Annotated in this window: 10 protein-coding genes, 1 tRNA gene and 1 pseudogene; 7 read left to right on the plus strand and 5 right to left on the minus strand. The window is 61.1% G+C overall.

The genetic code is table 11. The features are described 5' to 3' along the window. Window positions 1–158 precede the first annotated feature (158 nt). Together CLU84_RS06460 and infA are read right to left on the minus strand one after the other, a co-directional pair. Window positions 159–235 (minus strand) — tRNA-Pro (locus CLU84_RS06460). A gap of 69 nt (window positions 236–304) precedes the next feature. After that, window positions 305–562 (minus strand): translation initiation factor IF-1, encoded by a 258-nt coding sequence (gene infA / locus CLU84_RS06465; protein WP_099736479.1) that lies wholly within the window; start codon window positions 560–562, stop codon window positions 305–307. A 406-nt stretch (window positions 563–968) separates the two neighbouring features. On the opposite strand from infA, the gene asd reads away from it, so the two are divergent. After that, window positions 969–1,832, plus strand: coding sequence for an archaetidylserine decarboxylase (asd, locus tag CLU84_RS06470; protein WP_099736480.1), 864 nt, complete (start codon window positions 969–971; stop codon window positions 1,830–1,832). Window positions 1,833–1,898: 66 nt separating this feature from the next. Here the strand turns inward: asd and CLU84_RS06475 are convergent, their stop codons facing one another. From CLU84_RS06475 to map, 3 genes are all read right to left on the minus strand, one after another. Next, window positions 1,899–2,162 (minus strand): hypothetical protein, encoded by a 264-nt coding sequence (locus tag CLU84_RS06475; RefSeq protein WP_099736481.1) that lies wholly within the window; start codon window positions 2,160–2,162, stop codon window positions 1,899–1,901. A 56-nt stretch (window positions 2,163–2,218) separates the two neighbouring features. Further along, entirely contained in the window at window positions 2,219–4,867 is a 2,649-nt protein-coding gene (locus tag CLU84_RS06480) for a [protein-PII] uridylyltransferase (protein WP_233209940.1), read from the minus strand. Between the two features lie 191 nt (window positions 4,868–5,058). Beyond that, window positions 5,059–5,871 (minus strand): type I methionyl aminopeptidase, encoded by an 813-nt coding sequence (map, locus tag CLU84_RS06485; RefSeq protein ID WP_099736483.1) that lies wholly within the window; start codon window positions 5,869–5,871, stop codon window positions 5,059–5,061. Window positions 5,872–6,045: 174 nt separating this feature from the next. Here map and purL point away from each other — a divergent pair. From purL to CLU84_RS06510, 6 genes and pseudogenes are all read left to right on the plus strand, one after another. Then, window positions 6,046–10,055 (plus strand): annotated as a pseudogene (gene purL, locus CLU84_RS06490) (phosphoribosylformylglycinamidine synthase). Window positions 10,056–10,106: 51 nt separating this feature from the next. After that, window positions 10,107–10,328: a hypothetical protein gene (locus CLU84_RS22010; protein ID WP_158235172.1), complete on the plus strand. Its 222-nt coding sequence runs from the start codon at window positions 10,107–10,109 to the stop codon at window positions 10,326–10,328. Between the two features lie 28 nt (window positions 10,329–10,356). Continuing rightward, on the plus strand, window positions 10,357–11,769 hold the full coding sequence (locus tag CLU84_RS06495) for an SWIM zinc finger family protein (RefSeq protein WP_233209941.1): 1,413 nt from the start codon (window positions 10,357–10,359) through the stop codon (window positions 11,767–11,769). Then, complete coding sequence (locus tag CLU84_RS06500; RefSeq protein ID WP_099736484.1) at window positions 11,766–13,544, plus strand: DUF5691 domain-containing protein; 1,779 nt, start codon at window positions 11,766–11,768, stop codon at window positions 13,542–13,544. Before CLU84_RS06495 ends, CLU84_RS06500 begins: the two co-directional genes overlap by 4 nt. Before the next feature lie 34 nt (window positions 13,545–13,578). Further along, complete coding sequence (locus CLU84_RS06505) at window positions 13,579–14,661, plus strand: AAA family ATPase (RefSeq protein ID WP_099736485.1); 1,083 nt, start codon at window positions 13,579–13,581, stop codon at window positions 14,659–14,661. Between the two features lie 157 nt (window positions 14,662–14,818). Beyond that, window positions 14,819–17,401 carry a DUF5682 family protein gene (locus tag CLU84_RS06510; protein ID WP_099736486.1) on the plus strand — a complete coding sequence of 861 codons (2,583 nt, stop codon included), beginning with the start codon at window positions 14,819–14,821 and terminating at the stop codon, window positions 17,399–17,401.

Raw genomic sequence — 17,401 nt, forward strand, 5'->3', positions numbered from 1 at the left:
CGTCGCTTTAAGCGGGCGTCTAGTCTAAGCATCACTGCAGTGCACCAGCAGTGCAGGAAAAGACAACAAAGAGGGCGAAAGCGCAATTCTTTGTTTACTCTGCAGGCCATAAAAGACAAAAGGACTTAGCCGATCTCTCAGCTAAGTCCTTGAATCATTGGTCGGAGCGGCGGGATTCGAACTCGCGACCCTCTGCTCCCAAAGCAGATGCGCTACCAGGCTGCGCTACGCTCCGAAGCCTCTATTATAGGCGCAAAAATCAGCTCGTTTTGGAAGAGGAGCTACTTTTGAGTGAAGAGGCAAATTACTTCGCGCGACGCGGGGCAGGGCCTGGCCCGCGGTTGGCCAGGTGGCGGAAAGTGATGCGTCCCTTAGTCAGGTCGTAGGGCGACATTTCCAGCGATACGTTATCGCCCGCCAGAATGCGGATGTGATGCTTGCGCATCTTGCCGCCGGTGTAGGCAATCAGTTGGTGACCGTTTTCCAGCGTGACGCGAAAACGCGAGTCAGGCAGGACTTCCGTCACGGAGCCTTGCATTTCAATCAGTTCTTCCTTGGCCATTTGTTCAATCTCTCAAAAAGGTCAGTTGCGGCGCTTGTTCGTCATCGCCACGTAAAAGGCCTGAGTGTTCTATGACTCAGGCCTTTTACGTGGCGGGCGCGCAGCGCAGACTGCGCAGACCAAACAAAAGGCCGATATCCCATTAGCAATGCGGCAAAAAGCATTCAGCTAAACACCAGAATTGTAGCGTCTTGGCCTTGCTTAGGTTCTGGAAAAAGGGTAGGACGTCGCATCGATAAGACGGGTTTTGTGCACTTTTTCATAGAGGTTTCACGGATGTCTAGGGCGGCTTTGCCGGTGCAGTAGATGCAGACGCAGGCCGGTGTTTTGAAAGACCGTGGCGGTCGCCGTTGTCTTGGCTAGAATCCTGTCCACTGTTCTATAACTTTGATAGCAAAAAAACACTGTGTCTGATCGACTTGCCGTACTTTCTCAATATTTCTTGCCCAAGCAGGCTCTGACCGTCTTGATGGGGAAACTGGCCGAGGCCCAGGCCGGCAGCTTGACGACGGCAGTCATTCGTCGCTTTATCCAGCGTTACAAGGTCAATATGGCCGAGGCGGCCAACCCTGATCCAGCGGCTTATAAGACATTCAATGCCTTTTTTACGCGGGCGCTCAAGGATGGTGCTCGTCCTCTGGCTCCGGCGGACTGGGTATGCCCTGTCGATGGTGCCATCAGCCAGTTTGGCAAGATTGAAGGCGAGCAGATCTTTCAGGCCAAGGGTCACCAGTACAGCGCCACCGCACTGGTGGGAGGCGATGCCGCACTGGCGCGGCAGTTTGATGACGGTAGCTTTGCCACCATCTATCTGAGCCCGCGTGACTATCACCGCATTCATATGCCCTGTGCAGGCAAGCTGAGCAGTATGACTTATGTGCCCGGCGATCTGTTTTCAGTCAACCCGGTGACTGCGCGTGGGGTGCCCGGCCTGTTCGCGCGCAATGAACGCGTGGTCTGTGTGTTTGATACCGTGCATGGCCCGTTTGTGATGGTGCTGGTGGGCGCCACGATTGTGGGCAGTATGGCGACGGTATGGCATGGCCTGATCAATCCGCCGCGCCCTGGTCACATCAAGACCTGGAACTATGAAGGCGCTGAAGCCATAGAGCTGGCTAAGGGCGCCGAAATGGGCCGCTTTCAGCTGGGCTCCACCGTGGTCATGCTGTTCCCGAAAAGTGCGGGGCTGCAATTCAATGCGCAGTGGCAGCCTGCAGCGCCGGTGCAACTGGGTCAGGTGATGGCCAATGCACAGACCCCGTTGAACTGAATTCAAGTTCCATAGCAAAAGCCGCTGACGCAATAAGCGTCAGCGGCTTTTTTGATGCCTGACTATTTACAGAAACCAGGTCAGCGGCTGGGGGCTGCGCTCGGTGGTGAACAGCGAAGGTGCCAGATGCAGGCGGTCTGGTTTGACGGGGTCGTCATGGCCTTGCAGATAAACCATCAGCTCTCGTCTGCGCAGAATGACGTGGCTGACGACTTCTCGTCGGCCATTTTGGGTCACCTCGGTACCGGGGCGAAACAGCGGCATATGAAACAGGCCACTGCGGGTAGTGCTGGGCGGCGGTGCCGCAACTTCATTGGAGGCGAGCTGCATAGGCTTTCCGTAGTAGTGGTGAATGCTTATCGGCAGCTTTTCTCGCAACTGAAGCCTCAATTTCCGCCGGGCTGGGCCAGTGCTTTGAGTAGCTCGGTCTCTATGCGCAATTGGCTGTTGTTGTCTTGCAGCTCCGGGCCTTCGATCAGGAACGTGTCTTCCACCCGCTCACCCAGCGTGCTGATCTTGGCCAGATGCACGCTGATATGGTGCTGAGCCAGGATGCGGGCAATGATGTAGAGCAGGCCGGCGCGGTCAGATGCGGAGATGGATAGCAGCCAGTGCTGCGCCTTCTCATCAGGCCGCAGTGCGACACGTGGTGCAAACGGAAAGCTTTTGACCCGGCGGGACAACCGTCTTTGCGAGGGTGTGGGCAGCGGGCCGCCCTTCAGCAGAGCGTGTGTCAGGTCGTTTTCCACCATGTGCATCAGCTCACGGTACTGCTCTTGCATAGTGGGGGCAATGACCTGGAAGGTATCCAGCGCATAGCCGTTGTTGGCCGTGTGCACGCGGGCGTCGAGAATCGAAAAACTGGCGCGATCGAAATAGCCGCAGATGCGGGCAAACAGATCGGCCTGGTCTGGTGCATACACCAGCACCTGCAGGCCTTCGCCCGCCAGTGATCGACGGACACGCACTACGGGTTTGCCAGAGCCTACATGGCGCGAGAGATGGCGGGTGTGCCATGCAATATCAGCCGCTTCATGGCGCATGAAGTAGCTCACATCCAGCGATTCCCAGAGTTTTTTGTGTGACTCAAAAGGCTGGGCCGTCAAGGCCAGCTGGATCAAGGCCTCGCGCTTGCGGCCTTCCACTTCGGCAGCGGCATCGGGGGCGCGGCCGCCCAGCACGCGCAGTGTCAGGCGGTAGGTGTCTTCCAGCAGCTTGCCCTTCCATGCGCTCCAGACCTTGGGGCTGGTGCCGCGAATGTCGGCCACGGTCAGCAGGTACAGGGCGGTCAAATACCGCTCATTGCCCACGCGATCGGCAAAGGCGCGAATCACGTCAGGGTCGGACAAGTCCTGTTTCTGTGCGACCTGGCTCATGGTCAAGTGCTCGCGCACCAGAAACTCGGCCAGTTTGGCATCGGCTTTGTCAACCTGGTGGGCGCGGCAAAAGCGCTTGATTTCTACCGAGCCGGTGATGGAGTGATCGCCGCCGCGGCCCTTGCCGATATCGTGAAAAAGGGCTGCCAGATACAGAATCCACGGCTTGTCCCAGCCTGCGGCCAGCTGGGAGCAGAACGGATATTCGTGGGCATGCTCGGCCATGAAGAAGCGCCGCACATTGCGCAGGACCATCAAGATATGCTGATCGACCGTGTAGACGTGGAACAGGTCATGCTGCATCTGCCCCACGATGCGGCGAAACGGCCAAAGGTAGCGACCCAGCACCGAGGTCTGGTTCATTAGCCTGATGGCATGGGTGATGCCGCGCGGCTGCTGCAGAATTTTCATGAAGGTGGCGCGGTTCACCGGGTCATGGCGAAAGGCGCTGTCCATCACATCGCGGCTGGCATACAGCGCGCGCAGGGTGCGAGTGGAAAGGCCGGTCAGCCCCTCATGCTGCTCATACATGAGAAAAGTCTCAAGAATCGCGTGCGGGTCGCGCTCGTACAGGTCGTCGCTGACGACCTCAATGGCGCCAGCCTTCTCGCAAAAGCGCTCGTTCAGGCGAATCAACTCATGCGAGCTGGGGTTCAGGCGCTCCTCAATGCTCATGCGCACAATCTGGCACAGCTGCGTGACGGCTTTGGCCGCCCAGTAGTAGTGGCGCATCAGCGTCTCACCTGCGCGCATGGCCAGCTTGCGGCCTTCGGGCGTGGTGGAGCGGTAGCCAAAGGCCTCAGCCACGGCGGTTTGCAAGTCAAACACCAGGCGGTCTTCATGCCGCCCCGCTGCTGCGTGCAGGCGGGCGCGGATCAGGCTGAGCAGAGATTCATTGGATTCGAGCTGCTGCACCTCAAACGGAGTAATCAGACCTTGCTCGGCCAGCTCATGCCAGCTGCTGCCCAGGCCTGCGGCCTTGGTGAGCCAGAGCATGGTGTGCAAATCGCGCAGGCCGCCGGGCGATTCCTTGCAATTGGGTTCCAGCGAGTACGGCGTGAAGTCATATTTGGCATGACGCTGGCGCATCTCCAGAATCTTGCCTTCGACAAACGCCTTGGGCTCCATCTGCGCACGGAACTGGCTTTCGAAATCGGCAAACAGGGGCTGGTTGCCGGTGATGCGGCGTGACTCCAGCATGGCGGTCTGCACCGTCAGGTCTTGCGCGGCTTCTTGCAGGCATTCGGCAATGCTGCGCACACTGGAGCCAATTTCAAGCCCTGCATCCCAGCAACTGCTGATGAATTGCTCGATGCGTGCTGCGATTTCAGGCGCAGGCTGTGCCCCACTTTGGGGCAGAAGCACCAGCACATCAATGTCTGAATAAGGAAAGAGCTGGGCGCGCCCATAGCCGCCCACGGCCAGCAGGGTTGCGGTCTCTGGCATTTGCGCCCGCTGCCAGAGTGTGCGCAGCAGGCCATCGGCCAGTTCACTGAAATGGTGCAGCACACCCCGAACGCTGCGCCGGCCCAGAGCCGGGTTTTGCAACAGCGCTATCTGCTTGGCCTTGGCCGTGCGGAATTCCTCGCGCAGAGTTTGCAGCGAGAGTTGATCGGGCGCATCAGGCGCGGCGGCAGGAGAGAGGGCAGAAGAGGTCATGCGCAGCAGAAAAAAGGGTTTCAACAGAGCAATTGCTTAACTACCACCTTAACTCAACTGACTTGGGCTTGAAGCCGGTGTCTGCAAAAAGGTGAGCGCAAAGCGCTTGCGACACAAGGGCTGCAAGCAAAAAATATGCCGCAACCAGTCTGACTGGGTGCGGCATGGTGCTCGGGGCAGCTGAAAAATGATCAGGTGCGGATGGCTTTGATGAAGTCTGGGGGCGTAGGCGAGCCATCCGACCAGGTCAGCACGTCATAGCCTGTTTTGGTAACGGCCAGCATCAGCTCCCATTGGGCGGTCAGGCTGCGGTCTTTGGTAATCACAGTCCAGCCATCGGGCATGGCCTTGATATCGCGTTTGCCCAGATTCAGCATGGGCTCGATGGTGAAGACCATGCCTTCTTCCAGCACCACACCGTCGCCGGGGCGGCCGTAGTGCAACACCTGCGGCTCGTCGTGGAAGACTTTGCCAATGCCGTGGCCGCAGTACTCACGCACCACGGTCAGGTTATGGCCTTCGGCATAAGTCTGGATGGCATGGCCAATATCGCCCAGCGTGGCACCGGGCTTGACCTGCTCGATACCCTTCCACATGGCTTCAAACGTCAGCTTGCTCAGGCGCTTGCCAGCAATCGTGCCGTCACCGATCAGGAACATGCGGCTGTTGTCGCCAAACCAGCCGTCATCGGTAATCACGGTCACGTCCACATTGACGATATCGCCTTTCTTCAAAGGCTTGTCATTGGGAATTCCGTGGCAGACCACGTGGTTGACCGAGGTGCAGACATAGGCCGGGTAGGGCGTCATGCCCGGCGGCTGATAGCCCAGGCAGGCGGTCTTGGTGCCTTGCTCGGCCATGCGCGCGGCGCACAGGTCGTCGATTTGCTGGGTGGTGATGCCCGGCTTGATGTGGGGGGTGATGTAGTCCAGCACATCCGAAGCAAAGCGGCCGGCAATGCGCATGCGCTCGATGTCTTCGGGGGTTTTCAGTGTGATGCTCATGGGGGGAATTATCCCATCGCGGGCTTGAACTTGCAGGGGCAAGGGACGCGAGGTCCTGGGGTAAGCCCGAGGGACGGTAAAATGTGAGGCTCACCGATACAGTGCCTTGGCTTTGACCTTTAACGGGTCAAGGCGGGGGCGCATTCACCAGCCTTCACATAAACAGGCCGCCACGTGACCTTGCATTTGACACAGTTTGAGGGTGGAAACGCTCTTAGCTCGTTCCGCGCTCAACAGCTTTTGACCGATCTGGTCGCTATCCACCCCAAGATCACCAGCGTGTCAGCACGCTTTGTGCATCTGGTGGCTACGGAGGGTGCTCCGGTTCCCGCATTGCAAGAGCGCCTGTCGGCACTCTTGACCTATGGCGATCCCTACATCGGCACAGCCGAAGGTGTGGCATTCATTGTCACGCCCCGTCTGGGAACGATCTCGCCCTGGGCCTCAAAGGCGACCGACATTGCCCGCAACTGCGGTCTGAACGTCTTCCGCGTCGAGCGCATGACCGAGTTCCGTGTGGAACTCAAGTCCGGCATCCTCGGCGGCAAGCCCGAGCTGTCGCAAGAGCAAACCGCGCAAATCGCCGCTCTGCTGCACGACCGCATGACCGAATCGGTCTTTGCCACCCGTGCAGAGGCCGAGCAGCTGTTCACAACCCTGGCCGCAGAGCCCATGGAGTTTGTGGATGTGCTGGGTGGCGGCGCTGCTGCTTTGGAAAAAGCGAACAAGCAGTGGGGCCTGGCCCTGGCCGAAGACGAAATCGAGTACCTCGAAAACGCCTTCAAGGGCCTCAAGCGCAACCCCACCGATGTGGAGCTGATGATGTTCGCGCAGGCGAACTCCGAGCACTGCCGCCACAAGATCTTCAACGCCAACTTCACTATCGACGGTGTGGCGCAAGAGAAGTCGCTGTTCGGCATGATCCGCAACACCGAAGCCGTGTCGCCCCAGCACACGGTGGTGGCGTACTCGGATAATGCCTCCATCGTGCAAGGCCATGAAGTCGAGCGTTTTACCGCCAAATTCAATGTTGGCGCAGACAGCGTAAGCGCTCCTAGCTATCAAAAACAGACTGCCATCAACCATGTGTTGATGAAAGTTGAGACGCACAACCATCCCACGGCCATCTCTCCGTTCGCAGGTGCATCCACCGGCAATGGCGGCGAAATTCGTGACGAAGGCGCCACCGGCCGTGGCTCCAAGCCCAAGGCGGGTCTGACCGGTTTCACCGTCTCCAAGCTTTGGGGCAGTGAAGTGGGTAAGCCGGAGCACATTGCCAGCCCGCTGCAAATCATGATCGAAGGCCCCCTGGGTGGCGCGGCGTTCAACAACGAGTTTGGCCGCCCCAACCTGACCGGTTACTTCCGCGAGTACGAGCAGCAAGTCGGCGACATCACCCGTGGCTACCACAAGCCCATCATGATCGCTGGCGGCCTGGGCGTGATCGACGCCGAGCAGACCAAGAAAATTCTGTTCCCCGCTGGCACCTTGCTGATTCAGCTGGGCGGCCCCGGCATGCGCATTGGCATGGGCGGCGGTGCAGCCAGCTCCATGGCCAGCGGCACCAACGCGGCTGAGCTGGACTTTGATTCGGTGCAGCGCGGCAATCCCGAGATTGAGCGCCGTGCGCAAGAAGTCATCAACCACTGCTGGCAGCAGGGCGAGAAGAACCCCATCTTGGCCATCCACGACGTGGGTGCCGGTGGTATCTCCAACGCCTTCCCTGAGCTGACTAATGACGCGGGTCGTGGCGCACGCTTTGACCTGCGCGCCGTCAAGCTCGAAGAGTCGGGCATGTCCCCAAGGAAATCTGGTCCAACGAATCGCAAGAGCGTTACGTGATGGCCATTGCCCCTGAGTCGCTGGCGCAGTTCGCCGCTTTCTGCGAGCGCGAGCGCTGCCCGTTTGCCGTCATCGGTACGGCCACTGAGGAGCGTCAGCTGGTGCTGGAAGACACGGCTGTGGAATCGGGCGACCAGAAGTTCCCGGTCGACATGCCCATGGAAGTGCTGCTGGGCAAGCCGCCCAAGGTGCACAAAGATGTGACCACCGTAGAGCGCGAGCTGCCCGCCATCAACCTGACCGGCGTGGCGCTGGAGCAGGCCGTGATCGACGTGCTGGCCCACCCCACCGTGGCCTCCAAGCGCTTCCTCATCACCATCGGCGACCGCGCCGTGGGTGGTCTGACGCACCGCGACCAGATGGTTGGCCCATGGCAAGTGCCTGTGGCCGACGTGGCCGTGACGCTGGCGGATTACAAGGGCTTCAAGGGCGAAGCCATGGCCATGGGCGAGCGCACGCCGCTGGCGGCCATCAACGCGCCAGCATCGGGCCGTATGGCCGTGGCAGAAGCCATCACCAATATGCTGGCTGCGCCCATTGAGCTGAGCAAGATCAAGATGTCGGCCAACTGGATGGCCGCTTGCGGCGAAGCCGGTGAAGACGCTGCCTTGTACGCCACGGTGAAGGCCGTGGGCATGGAGCTGTGCCCGGCGCTGAATATCTCGATCCCCGTGGGCAAGGACAGCTTGTCAATGCGCACGCAGTGGAGCGAAAACGGTGTGACCAAGAAGGTCACCTCGCCCGTGAGCCTGATCATCACCGGCTTTGCATCGATTGACGATGTGCGCACCACGCTGACGCCCCAGCTCAACGCCGAGGAAGACGACAGCACATTGGTGCTGATCGATCTGGGCCGCGGCAAGATGCGCATGGGTGGCTCGATTCTGGGCCAGGTCCTCAACCAATCCGGCAACGAAGTGCCTGATCTGGACGACGCCAAGGATCTGATCGCCATGGTGGACGCAGTGAATGCACTGCGCGCCAAGGGCCTGATCCTGGCCTACCACGACAAGGGTGACGGCGGCCTGCTGGCGACCGTGGCAGAAATGGCTTTTGCGGGCCATGTGGGCGTGGCGCTGAATGTGGACATGCTGATCACCGAAGGCGACGGCATCTCCGACAGCCGCATGGACAGCGGCGAAGGCAAGAACTGGGGCAAGCAAGTCTCCGGCCGCCGCGAAGACCTGACCCTGCGCGCACTGTTCAACGAAGAGCTGGGCGCCGTGCTGCAGATCAAGACCGCGGACCGCACCGAAGTGCTGCAAGTGCTGCGCGAGCACGGCTTGATCCAGTGCAGCCACACCATTGGCAAGACCCGCCCCGTGTCATCCCCCGTGGATGCTGGCAAGGGCGAGCTGCAAGTGTGGCGCGATGCGAACAAGGTGTTTGGCGCAACGCTTTCCGACCTGCACCAGGTGTGGGACGCCGTGAGCTGGAAGATTACCCAGCAGCGCGACAACCCCGTGTGCGCCGACAGCGAGCACGCAGCCGCTGGCCAAGCAAGCGATCCCGGCATGCATGTGCAGCTGACGTTCGACCCTCAGGTCAACGTGGCAGCGCCTTTCATCAACGTGGCTGCCAAGCCCCGCGTGGCCGTGCTGCGCGAGCAGGGCGTGAACTCCCATGTGGAAATGGCCTACGCTTTCACCGAAGCCGGTTTTGAAGCGGTGGACGTGCACATGAGCGACCTGCAGGCTGGCCGCGCACAGCTGAAAGACTTTGCCGGCGTGGTCGCCTGCGGTGGCTTCAGCTACGGCGACACATTGGGTGCCGGTATTGGTTGGGCACGCTCCATCACGTTCAACGACCGTTTGTCGGAGCAGTTCCAGGCGTTCTTTGGCCGTACCGACACCTTCGGTCTGGGCGTGTGCAACGGCTGCCAGATGTTTGCCGAACTGGCCGACATCATCCCCGGCGCACAAGACTGGCCGCGTTTTACGCAAAACCAGAGCAACCGCTTTGAAGCGCGTCTGAGCATGGTGGAAGTGCTGGAATCGCCTAGCCTGTTCCTGCAAGGCATGGCTGGCTCGCGCCTGCCTATCGCCGTGGCACATGGTGAAGGCTTTGCCAACTTCCAGTTCCGTGGCAACGCGGATCAGGTCGTCAAATCCATGCGCTACGTGGACAACCACGGCCTGCCTACCGAGCAGTACCCGTTCAACCCCAACGGCTCGGCCGGTGGCTTGACGGCTGTGACCACGGATGACGGCCGCTTCACCGCCATGATGCCCCACCCCGAGCGTGTGTTCCGCAACGTGCAGATGAGCTGGACTTCGGGCGACAAGTCCGAATTCAGCCCCTGGATGAATGTGTGGCGCAACGCCCGCAAGTGGCTGGGCTGATGTTTCAGCGCCGCTGAGAGTTAAACGCTCTTCGTAAAAAGCAGAAGCCGGTTGACGCAAGTCAGCCGGTTTTTTTCATGTCTGGAATTTTGGGCTTTTTTCGTTTTTGCGCTGCAGCCAGATGATAGGCTGGTGAATGTCGTAAAGCAGACGCTCATGGCCGGTGCCAGAGAGGCGCTGCACGCGAGCTGGAAGCACAAGCGCTATCGTGGATTTTTGAAGAAAATCAGTCTCAAGCCCTCGATATATAAGCGCATGCAGCTATCAAAATGAATGCAGCAGTTTCGAATGGGAGGCTTGGGTGTCGCGTGTATTAGCAACGGAAGCAGAAGTTCTGGCCTTGTCGCCGGATGCTGCTTCGTCCAAAGCCGCCAAAGGGCTGCAATCCATCAGCAAATGGCCGACTACGGGCAGCAACGATGTCGCGGTCTGGGGCGAATGCCAGGGTAGTGGCAGCAAGCCCTATCAAACCCAGGTTGACCTCAGCGGCCCGGCTTTTAAGTGCAGCTGCCCCAGCCGCAAATTTCCCTGCAAGCATGGCCTGGCGTTGATGCTGCTGCGTGCGGCAGGTCAGGTGCCAGAGGGTGGTGAATCACCAGAGTGGGTCAATGCCTGGTTGGGTGGCAGACAAGACAAGGCCGAGAAAAAAGAGGCCAAGGCCGCAGCCATTGCTGCTGCGCCCGCTGCCGATCCTGAAGTCCTTGCCAAACAGCAGGCCAAGCGCGATGACAAGCGCTGGGACAAGGTATCTGCCGGTATGCAGGAGCTGTCGCTGTGGATGCAGGACATGGTGCGCACGGGCCTGGCCAATCAGTCCAGCGATGCGCAAGCCCGTCAGCACTGGCACACCATGGCGGCACGCATGGTCGATGCGCAGGCGACTGGCATGTCAGCCCGGATTAAAGAGGCATGGGAAGTGGTGGACAGCCACCCCAACTGGGCGCGTGACTTGCTGGTGCAGCTGGGGCATTGGCAGCTGCTGGTCGATGCGGTCGAGCGCCGTGAATCGCTGAGTCCCGAGGTCAAAGCCGATGTCATGGCAGCGCTGGGCTGGCCCATGGACAAAGTCGAGGTGCAGGCGCTGGGCGAAACCATCAGCGACGACTGGCTGGTGGTCGGTCTGCGCATGCTGGAGCGTGAAGGCCGCCTGGTCGAACGCCGCGTCTGGTTGCAAGGCCTACAGACCGGCCGCATGGCGCTGGTGCTGGACTATTCGCAAGGGGGCCGTGGTTTTGAAACCGCATTGGTGCCGGGCTCCACCTACCGCAGCGGCTTGAGTTTTTACCCCGGCAATGCTCCGCTGCGGGCGATTGCCGCCAGCGGCGCGCAGGCACTGGGGCCTGCGGACGCTGCGTCACTGACGCCAGCCGTCCTAGCTCAGCCCTTGCAGCAGCTGAGCCAGCGCATTGCCGCCAATCCTTTGCAGTCCGTCCAGCCGCTGTGGTGCACGCAGGCGCATTTGCTGTTTGCCGATGGGCAATGGCTGGTGGCCTGGCCGCAAGGCCAGGAGTCGCCTGCGCCGGTCCCGGCCGTAATTGCGGATGAGCAAGCTTGGCATCTGCTGGCGCTGACGGGCGGCGCGCCCATGGCCTTGTTTGGCGAATGGGAGCCGGGTCCGCAGCTGGGGCGATGGCGTCTGCTCAGCGCCTGGCAGGCCGATGAATCAGGTCAGGTCTTGCGCAAGCTGTGGCAGAACCAGGGAGAAGTCTTATGAGCAGCACCCATTTATGGGCGGCCTTGCAGCAGTCCAGCCTGGTCGGTGTCGATCGCTTGCCCGTGCCTGCGGCACTGGTTGCGGGTGCCGATGCATCCCAGGCACCGACAAGGCAAACATTGGAAAGTGCCCTGCAGCAGCCCGCGACATCGACCGCTGCGCAAGTGCTGCGTGCCAGTGCCGTGGCCGCAGTGCTGGAGCGTGCGGGCTGGACACCCGGCGCGCAGATCAGGCTGAGCCAAAGCTTGGCGTTGCCAGCGTTGCCCGCCGCAGAGTCGCGCCATGCACCGCAAAGCGTGCTGCTGCTGACCATGATGAAGGATGTGCTGGAACATGGCCCGCGAGACTTGCTGGCCCCCATGTTTCAGCGGCTGAATGAGACCGGCATGCGCCTGTCTCATGAGCTGCTGGTGCCGGCTTTGAATGAAGGCCGCCAGTCTGTGGAGCTGCGCACATGGCTGACGCCGGTGCTGGGTGAGCGCGGCCGCTGGCTGGCAGCGCTGAACCCGCAGTGGGCCTATGCCAGCGGTGTGCAGGAGACGGCCAACGCCGAGCAGATCTGGCAGGAAGGCTCTATCGATCAGCGCGTGGCCTTGCTGCGCGATGAGCGCGAGCGCGATGCAAGCCAGGCACGTACCCGGCTGGAAGGCAGTCTCAAAGAGCTCAGCGCCAAAGAGCGAGCGCCCATGGTGATGGCGCTGGAAATCAGCCTTTCCATGGACGACGAGCCGCTGCTGGAAAAGCTGCTGACCGACCGCAGCAAGGAGGTGCGCGAAAACGCCGCACGCCTGCTGTCGCGCTTGGCGCGAAGCGCCCATAGTCAGCGCATTACCGCTTGGCTGCAAGCCATGCTGAGCCAGGGAGGCAAAGGCGAATGGCAGATCGAGCCGCCCGAAGAAGGTAATAAGGATTGGGAGCGCGATGGCATTGCGCTGCAGCCGCCTGCATACATCAAGGGCGTGAAAGCCTGGTGGCTGCAGCAGATGGTGGAGCTGGCACCGCTGGACTTCTGGATGCAGCATCTGGGCATGACGCCTGAGCAGCTGTGGGAGTGGAGCCGCCGCAGTGACTGGAAGACGGCGCTGCGCCAGGGTTGGCTGGCAGCCTTGCGCGATCAGCCTGATGTGCGCTGGATCGGTCTGCTGCAGACCATGGACCGCGACGCACGGGCAGAGTCCTTGCTGCCCGCCTTGCTCAACCAGCTCAGCCCCGAGCAGCGCGAGGAGCATTGGCTGCGCCAGTTGCAGCAGGCCAAGGGCACGCTGATCGACCGTATCAACACGCTGGAAGGCGGCATGCCGGTGGTGGGCGAGTTTTCACTGCTTATGTCCGAGCGCGTGATGGACGAGCTGGACAAGGCTCTGGGCGGCAAGCAGGTCACTGGCAGCTGGCATAGCTGGCAGGCCGATCAAGCCATTCTGGTCTGCGCCCGCCGGTTGCATGCGGCCATGCTGCCGCGCTTTGCAAAGCTCTGGCGCCAGTCCGTGCCAGCTGCTGAGCCCGAGCCTGAAGTGGCGGAAGATTCCGAAGTGGCCACGGCCGCCGAAACCGCTGTGATGCCCCGGCTGACTCAGCTGTGGCGCAAGCTGGTCTCCAAGACCGACGCTGTGGTGGAAGAGGCTACAGCCGCTGTCGTGGCCAGCACGCTCACGCCAGAGCAGCAAGCCAGACTGGACCGTGCCCGCCTGCGTCCCTGGGATGACGAGCAGGTGCTGGCACAACTGAACCGCATTGTCGACCTGCGCATGGCCTTGCATGCCGAGCTGCGCAGCTGATCCCCATTTTCTGAATTCACACCGGAAGCACATCATGAGCCAAGTACTACGTCAGCACGCCGAGACGCAATTTGCCGAAGAACTCGATGCCCTGCAAAAAGTGGACGACCGCGCGCGTCCGCAGAACTGGAAACTTTCGCCCTGGGCCGTGCTGCAGTACCTCATGGGCGGCAAGCTGAGCAACGGTTTTGAGGTCAGCCCCAAATACATTGGTAGCCCGCGTCTGATGGAGATTGCGGTCTCCACCCTGGCCACCGACCGCGCCCTGCTGCTGTACGGCGTGCCCGGAACGGCCAAGTCCTGGGTGTCCGAGCATCTGTCGGCTGCCGTCAGCGGTGATTCGACCATGCTTATCCAGGGCACGGCAGGTACCAGCGAAGAGCAGCTGCGCTATGGCTGGAACTATGCCCAGCTGCTGGCCCACGGCCCGTCCGACAAGGCGCTGATCCCCAGCCCTCTGGTTCACGCCATGAAACTGGGCAAGATTGCCCGCATCGAAGAGCTGACCCGCATCCCCGCCGATGTGCAGGACACCTTGATCACCGTGTTGTCTGAAAAGACCCTGCCCATTCCTGAGCTCAGCAGCGAAGTGCAGGCCGTGCAGGGCTTCTCGGTCATCGCCACGGCTAACAACCGTGACAAGGGCGTGAACGAACTCTCCAGCGCTCTCAAGCGCCGCTTCAACACCGTGGTGCTGCCCGTGCCTGCGTCGCAAGATGAGGAAGTGCAGATCGTCACCAAACGCGTGGCCGAGCAAAGCCGCGCCCTGCAACTGCCTGCCGAGCCACCTGCGCTGCAGGAAGTGCGACGTGTGGTGCAAATCTTCCGCGAGCTGCGCAACGGCCAGACCGAAGACGGCAAGACTGTGCGCGTGAAGTCGCCCAGCTCAACGCTGTCTACGGCTGAGGCAATCTCGGTCATCAATAGCGGCATGGCACTGGCGGGCCACTTTGGCGACGGCGTGCTACGCGCAGGCGATGTGGCCTCGGGCCTGCTGGGTGCGGTCATCAAAGACCCGGTGCAGGACACCGTGGTGTGGAAGGAATATCTGGAAACCGTGGTCAAGGAACGCAGCGAGTGGAAGGATTTGTACCGAGCCTGCCGCGAACAACTGTGAGGTATGGGCAACTAATACAGCTCTTGATACTTCGTTGCATCACCTCGCCGTAGCGCTGCTACTGTCTTCGGTGATGACGCCTCGTCTCAAACGCCCATCTGCGATGGGCTGAGCTGTCTTAGCCGCTTGAAGCTGACTTCATTTTCTAGACAAGCCCATGGCCACTTCCGCTGATTTGATTCATTTTTTTGGCATACGCCACCACGGCCCCGGCTGTGCGCGCAGCCTGCTGCAGGCGCTTGAAGCTTTGCAGCCCGACTGCCTGCTGGTGGAGGGCCCGCCTGAGGGCGAGTCGCTTCTGCCCATGCTGCAAAGTGCCGAGCTGCGCCCGCCCGTGGCCATGCTGGTCTATATGCAGGACACACCCAGCCAGGCGGCGTTTTATCCGTTTGCGGAGTTCTCGCCCGAATGGCAGGCGCTGCAATGGGCCAGTCGCAACAGCGTTGTCACGCGCTTTATCGATCTGCCCCAGACCCATGCCATGGCCATTGAGCTGGCGCGGCGCGAAGCCTTGAAGCTGGCGGCGGAAGCAGAGGACGATGCTGCGCAAGAGGGCGAGCTGGCAGTGGATGAGGCACTTGAAGATACAGCGCTTGAAGGTGCCAGTGCCGAGGACGCATCAGAAGCAGATGCAGAAGCAGAACCGACCGATGCGGAAGTTACCGTTGAACTGCCCGTCGAAATTCACCGCGACCCGCTGGACTGGCTGGCCCAGGCCGCTGGTTTTGAAGACGGCGAAACCTGGTGGAACCGGCTGGTGGAAGAGCGCGGCGACAGCGAATCGCTGTTTGAATCTATCAACGAAGCCATGACTGCCGTGCGCAGCGAGCTGGCCAAGGATGGTGAGCATTGGCGCGGCGAAGCCTATGTGCAGCGCGAGGCATTGCGTGAAGCCCATATGCGCCAGTGCATTCGCGATGCCACCAAGGCCGGTTACCAGCGCATTGCCGTGGTCTGCGGTGCATGGCATGTACCCGCGCTGCAGCAAAGCGTCACAGCCAAGGCCGATGCGGCCCTGCTCAAGGGCTTGCCTAAGGCCAAGGTGCAGGCCACCTGGGCACCGTGGACTTACCGCAATCTGGCTAGCCGCAGCGGCTATGGCGCGGGCGTGACCTCGCCGGGCTGGTACGAGCATCTGTGGCGCTGCTATCAGGCAGATATTGAATCAAACAGGGCTGTAGCGCAGGATGGAAAATACCTGCCAGCTATCAAATACGGAGCAAATGGCGGAGTCACTCCCGCCATCATGCGCACCGCCGGCTGGCTGACGCGTGTGGCCCATTTGCTGCGTGAAAAAGATCTGGACTGCTCCAGTGCCCACATCATCGAAGCCACGCGGCTGGCCGAAAGTCTGGCCGCGCTGCGGGGTCAGCCCACGCCGGGGCTGGAGGAAATTAACGAATCCATCGTCACCGTCATCTGCATGGGCGAGAGAGCGCCGCTGCAGCTGATTGATGATGAGCTGACTGTGGGCCATGTGCTGGGCGGCGTGCCTGCCGATGTGCCGCAGGTGCCGCTGCAGCGCGATATGGAGCAGCAGCAAAAGTCGCTGCGTATGAAGCCAGAAGCCGCAAGCAAGCTGCTGGCGCTGGACCTGCGCAAAGATATCGATCTGGCGCGCAGCCACTTCTTGCACCGCTTGCGGCTGCTGGGCATTGACTGGGGCGCACGCGCAGCTGATGCGCAGCGCAACCGCGGCACCTTCCGCGAAAGTTGGCAGCTGCAGTGGGAGCCTGAGCTGGCCGTGCGCATCATCGAAGCCAGCGTGCATGGTGCCACCGTGGCGCAGGCCGCTACGGCCAAGCTGCGTGCCAGCCTCAAGTCCGATACGGCTCTGCCTGAGATTGCGCAGGCTATTGACGATGCGTTGCTGGCCAATTTGTCTCAGCTGGTTGAAGCGCTGATTGAAACCTTGGCCGAGCGCGCCGCCACCACGGGCGATGTGGCCCAGCTGCTGCAGGCGCTGCCGCCGTTGGCCAACGTGTACCGCTACGGCAGCGTGCGGCAGACCGATACGGCGCTGCTGGCCACGGTGATTGATTCACTCATCGTGCGTGCCTCTATCGGTCTGCCCGTGGCCTGTATGGCCATGGATGACGATGCCGCTGCAGCCATGAAGATCAAGGTGCTGGCCGCGCATGACGCCTTGCGTTTGCGCGGAACGGATGGCAAAGCGCAAGAAGCCGTAGACGCCTGGCGCGCCGCGCTGCGCAGTCTGGCCATGGGCGATGCGGCTGCGGCCTTGCTGCGCGGCATGGCCTGCCGATTGCTGCTCGATGAGCATCTGCTGGAAAGCGCCGAGGTGGTGCAGCAGTTCAATCGCAACCTGTCGCTGGGCGCTGCGCCCATGGATGTTGCGGCCTGGCTGGATGGATTTTTGAACCAGCAGGCGCTGGTGCTGCTGCACGACGAATCCATCTGGGGCGCGATTGATGCGTGGCTCAGCGGGCTGGGCGAAGTGCAGTTTGCGCAAATTCTGCCACTGGTGCGCCGCAGCTTTGCCAACTTCAGCAAGCATGAGCGGCAAAGCCTGGGCGAGAAAGCCAAGCGGGTGCCTGTCTCTGGGGCTGCTGCGACTGCATCCGTCGCCAGCGACGGAGACTATGCCCCTTGGGATGAGCAACGCGCAGCACTGGCGCTGCCCGTGCTGAACGCACTTCTGGGTCTTAATCTGCCGCAAGCGCTGATACATCAAGCGCTGAAGGCTACTAATTTTGAAGCGTCTTCTGCCAAGGTGTGA

The sequence above is a fragment of the Comamonas sp. 26 genome (assembly GCF_002754475.1).
Lineage (GTDB): Bacteria > Pseudomonadota > Gammaproteobacteria > Burkholderiales > Burkholderiaceae_C > Comamonas.

Bases quoted from the DNA above. Each gene is read 5' to 3' on its own strand.
- infA (WP_099736479.1), bottom strand. From the start codon at position 562: ATGGCCAAGGAAGAACTGATTGAAATGCAAGGCTCCGTGACGGAAGTC.
- CLU84_RS06475 (WP_099736481.1), bottom strand. From the start codon at position 2,162: ATGCAGCTCGCCTCCAATGAAGTTGCGGCACCGCCGCCCAGCACTACC.
- CLU84_RS06480 (WP_233209940.1), bottom strand. From the start codon at position 4,867: ATGACCTCTTCTGCCCTCTCTCCTGCCGCCGCGCCTGATGCGCCCGAT.
- map (WP_099736483.1), bottom strand. From the start codon at position 5,871: ATGAGCATCACACTGAAAACCCCCGAAGACATCGAGCGCATGCGCATT.
- CLU84_RS06500 (WP_099736484.1), top strand. From the start codon at position 11,766: ATGAGCAGCACCCATTTATGGGCGGCCTTGCAGCAGTCCAGCCTGGTC.
- CLU84_RS06505 (WP_099736485.1), top strand. From the start codon at position 13,579: ATGAGCCAAGTACTACGTCAGCACGCCGAGACGCAATTTGCCGAAGAA.
- CLU84_RS06510 (WP_099736486.1), top strand. From the start codon at position 14,819: ATGGCCACTTCCGCTGATTTGATTCATTTTTTTGGCATACGCCACCAC.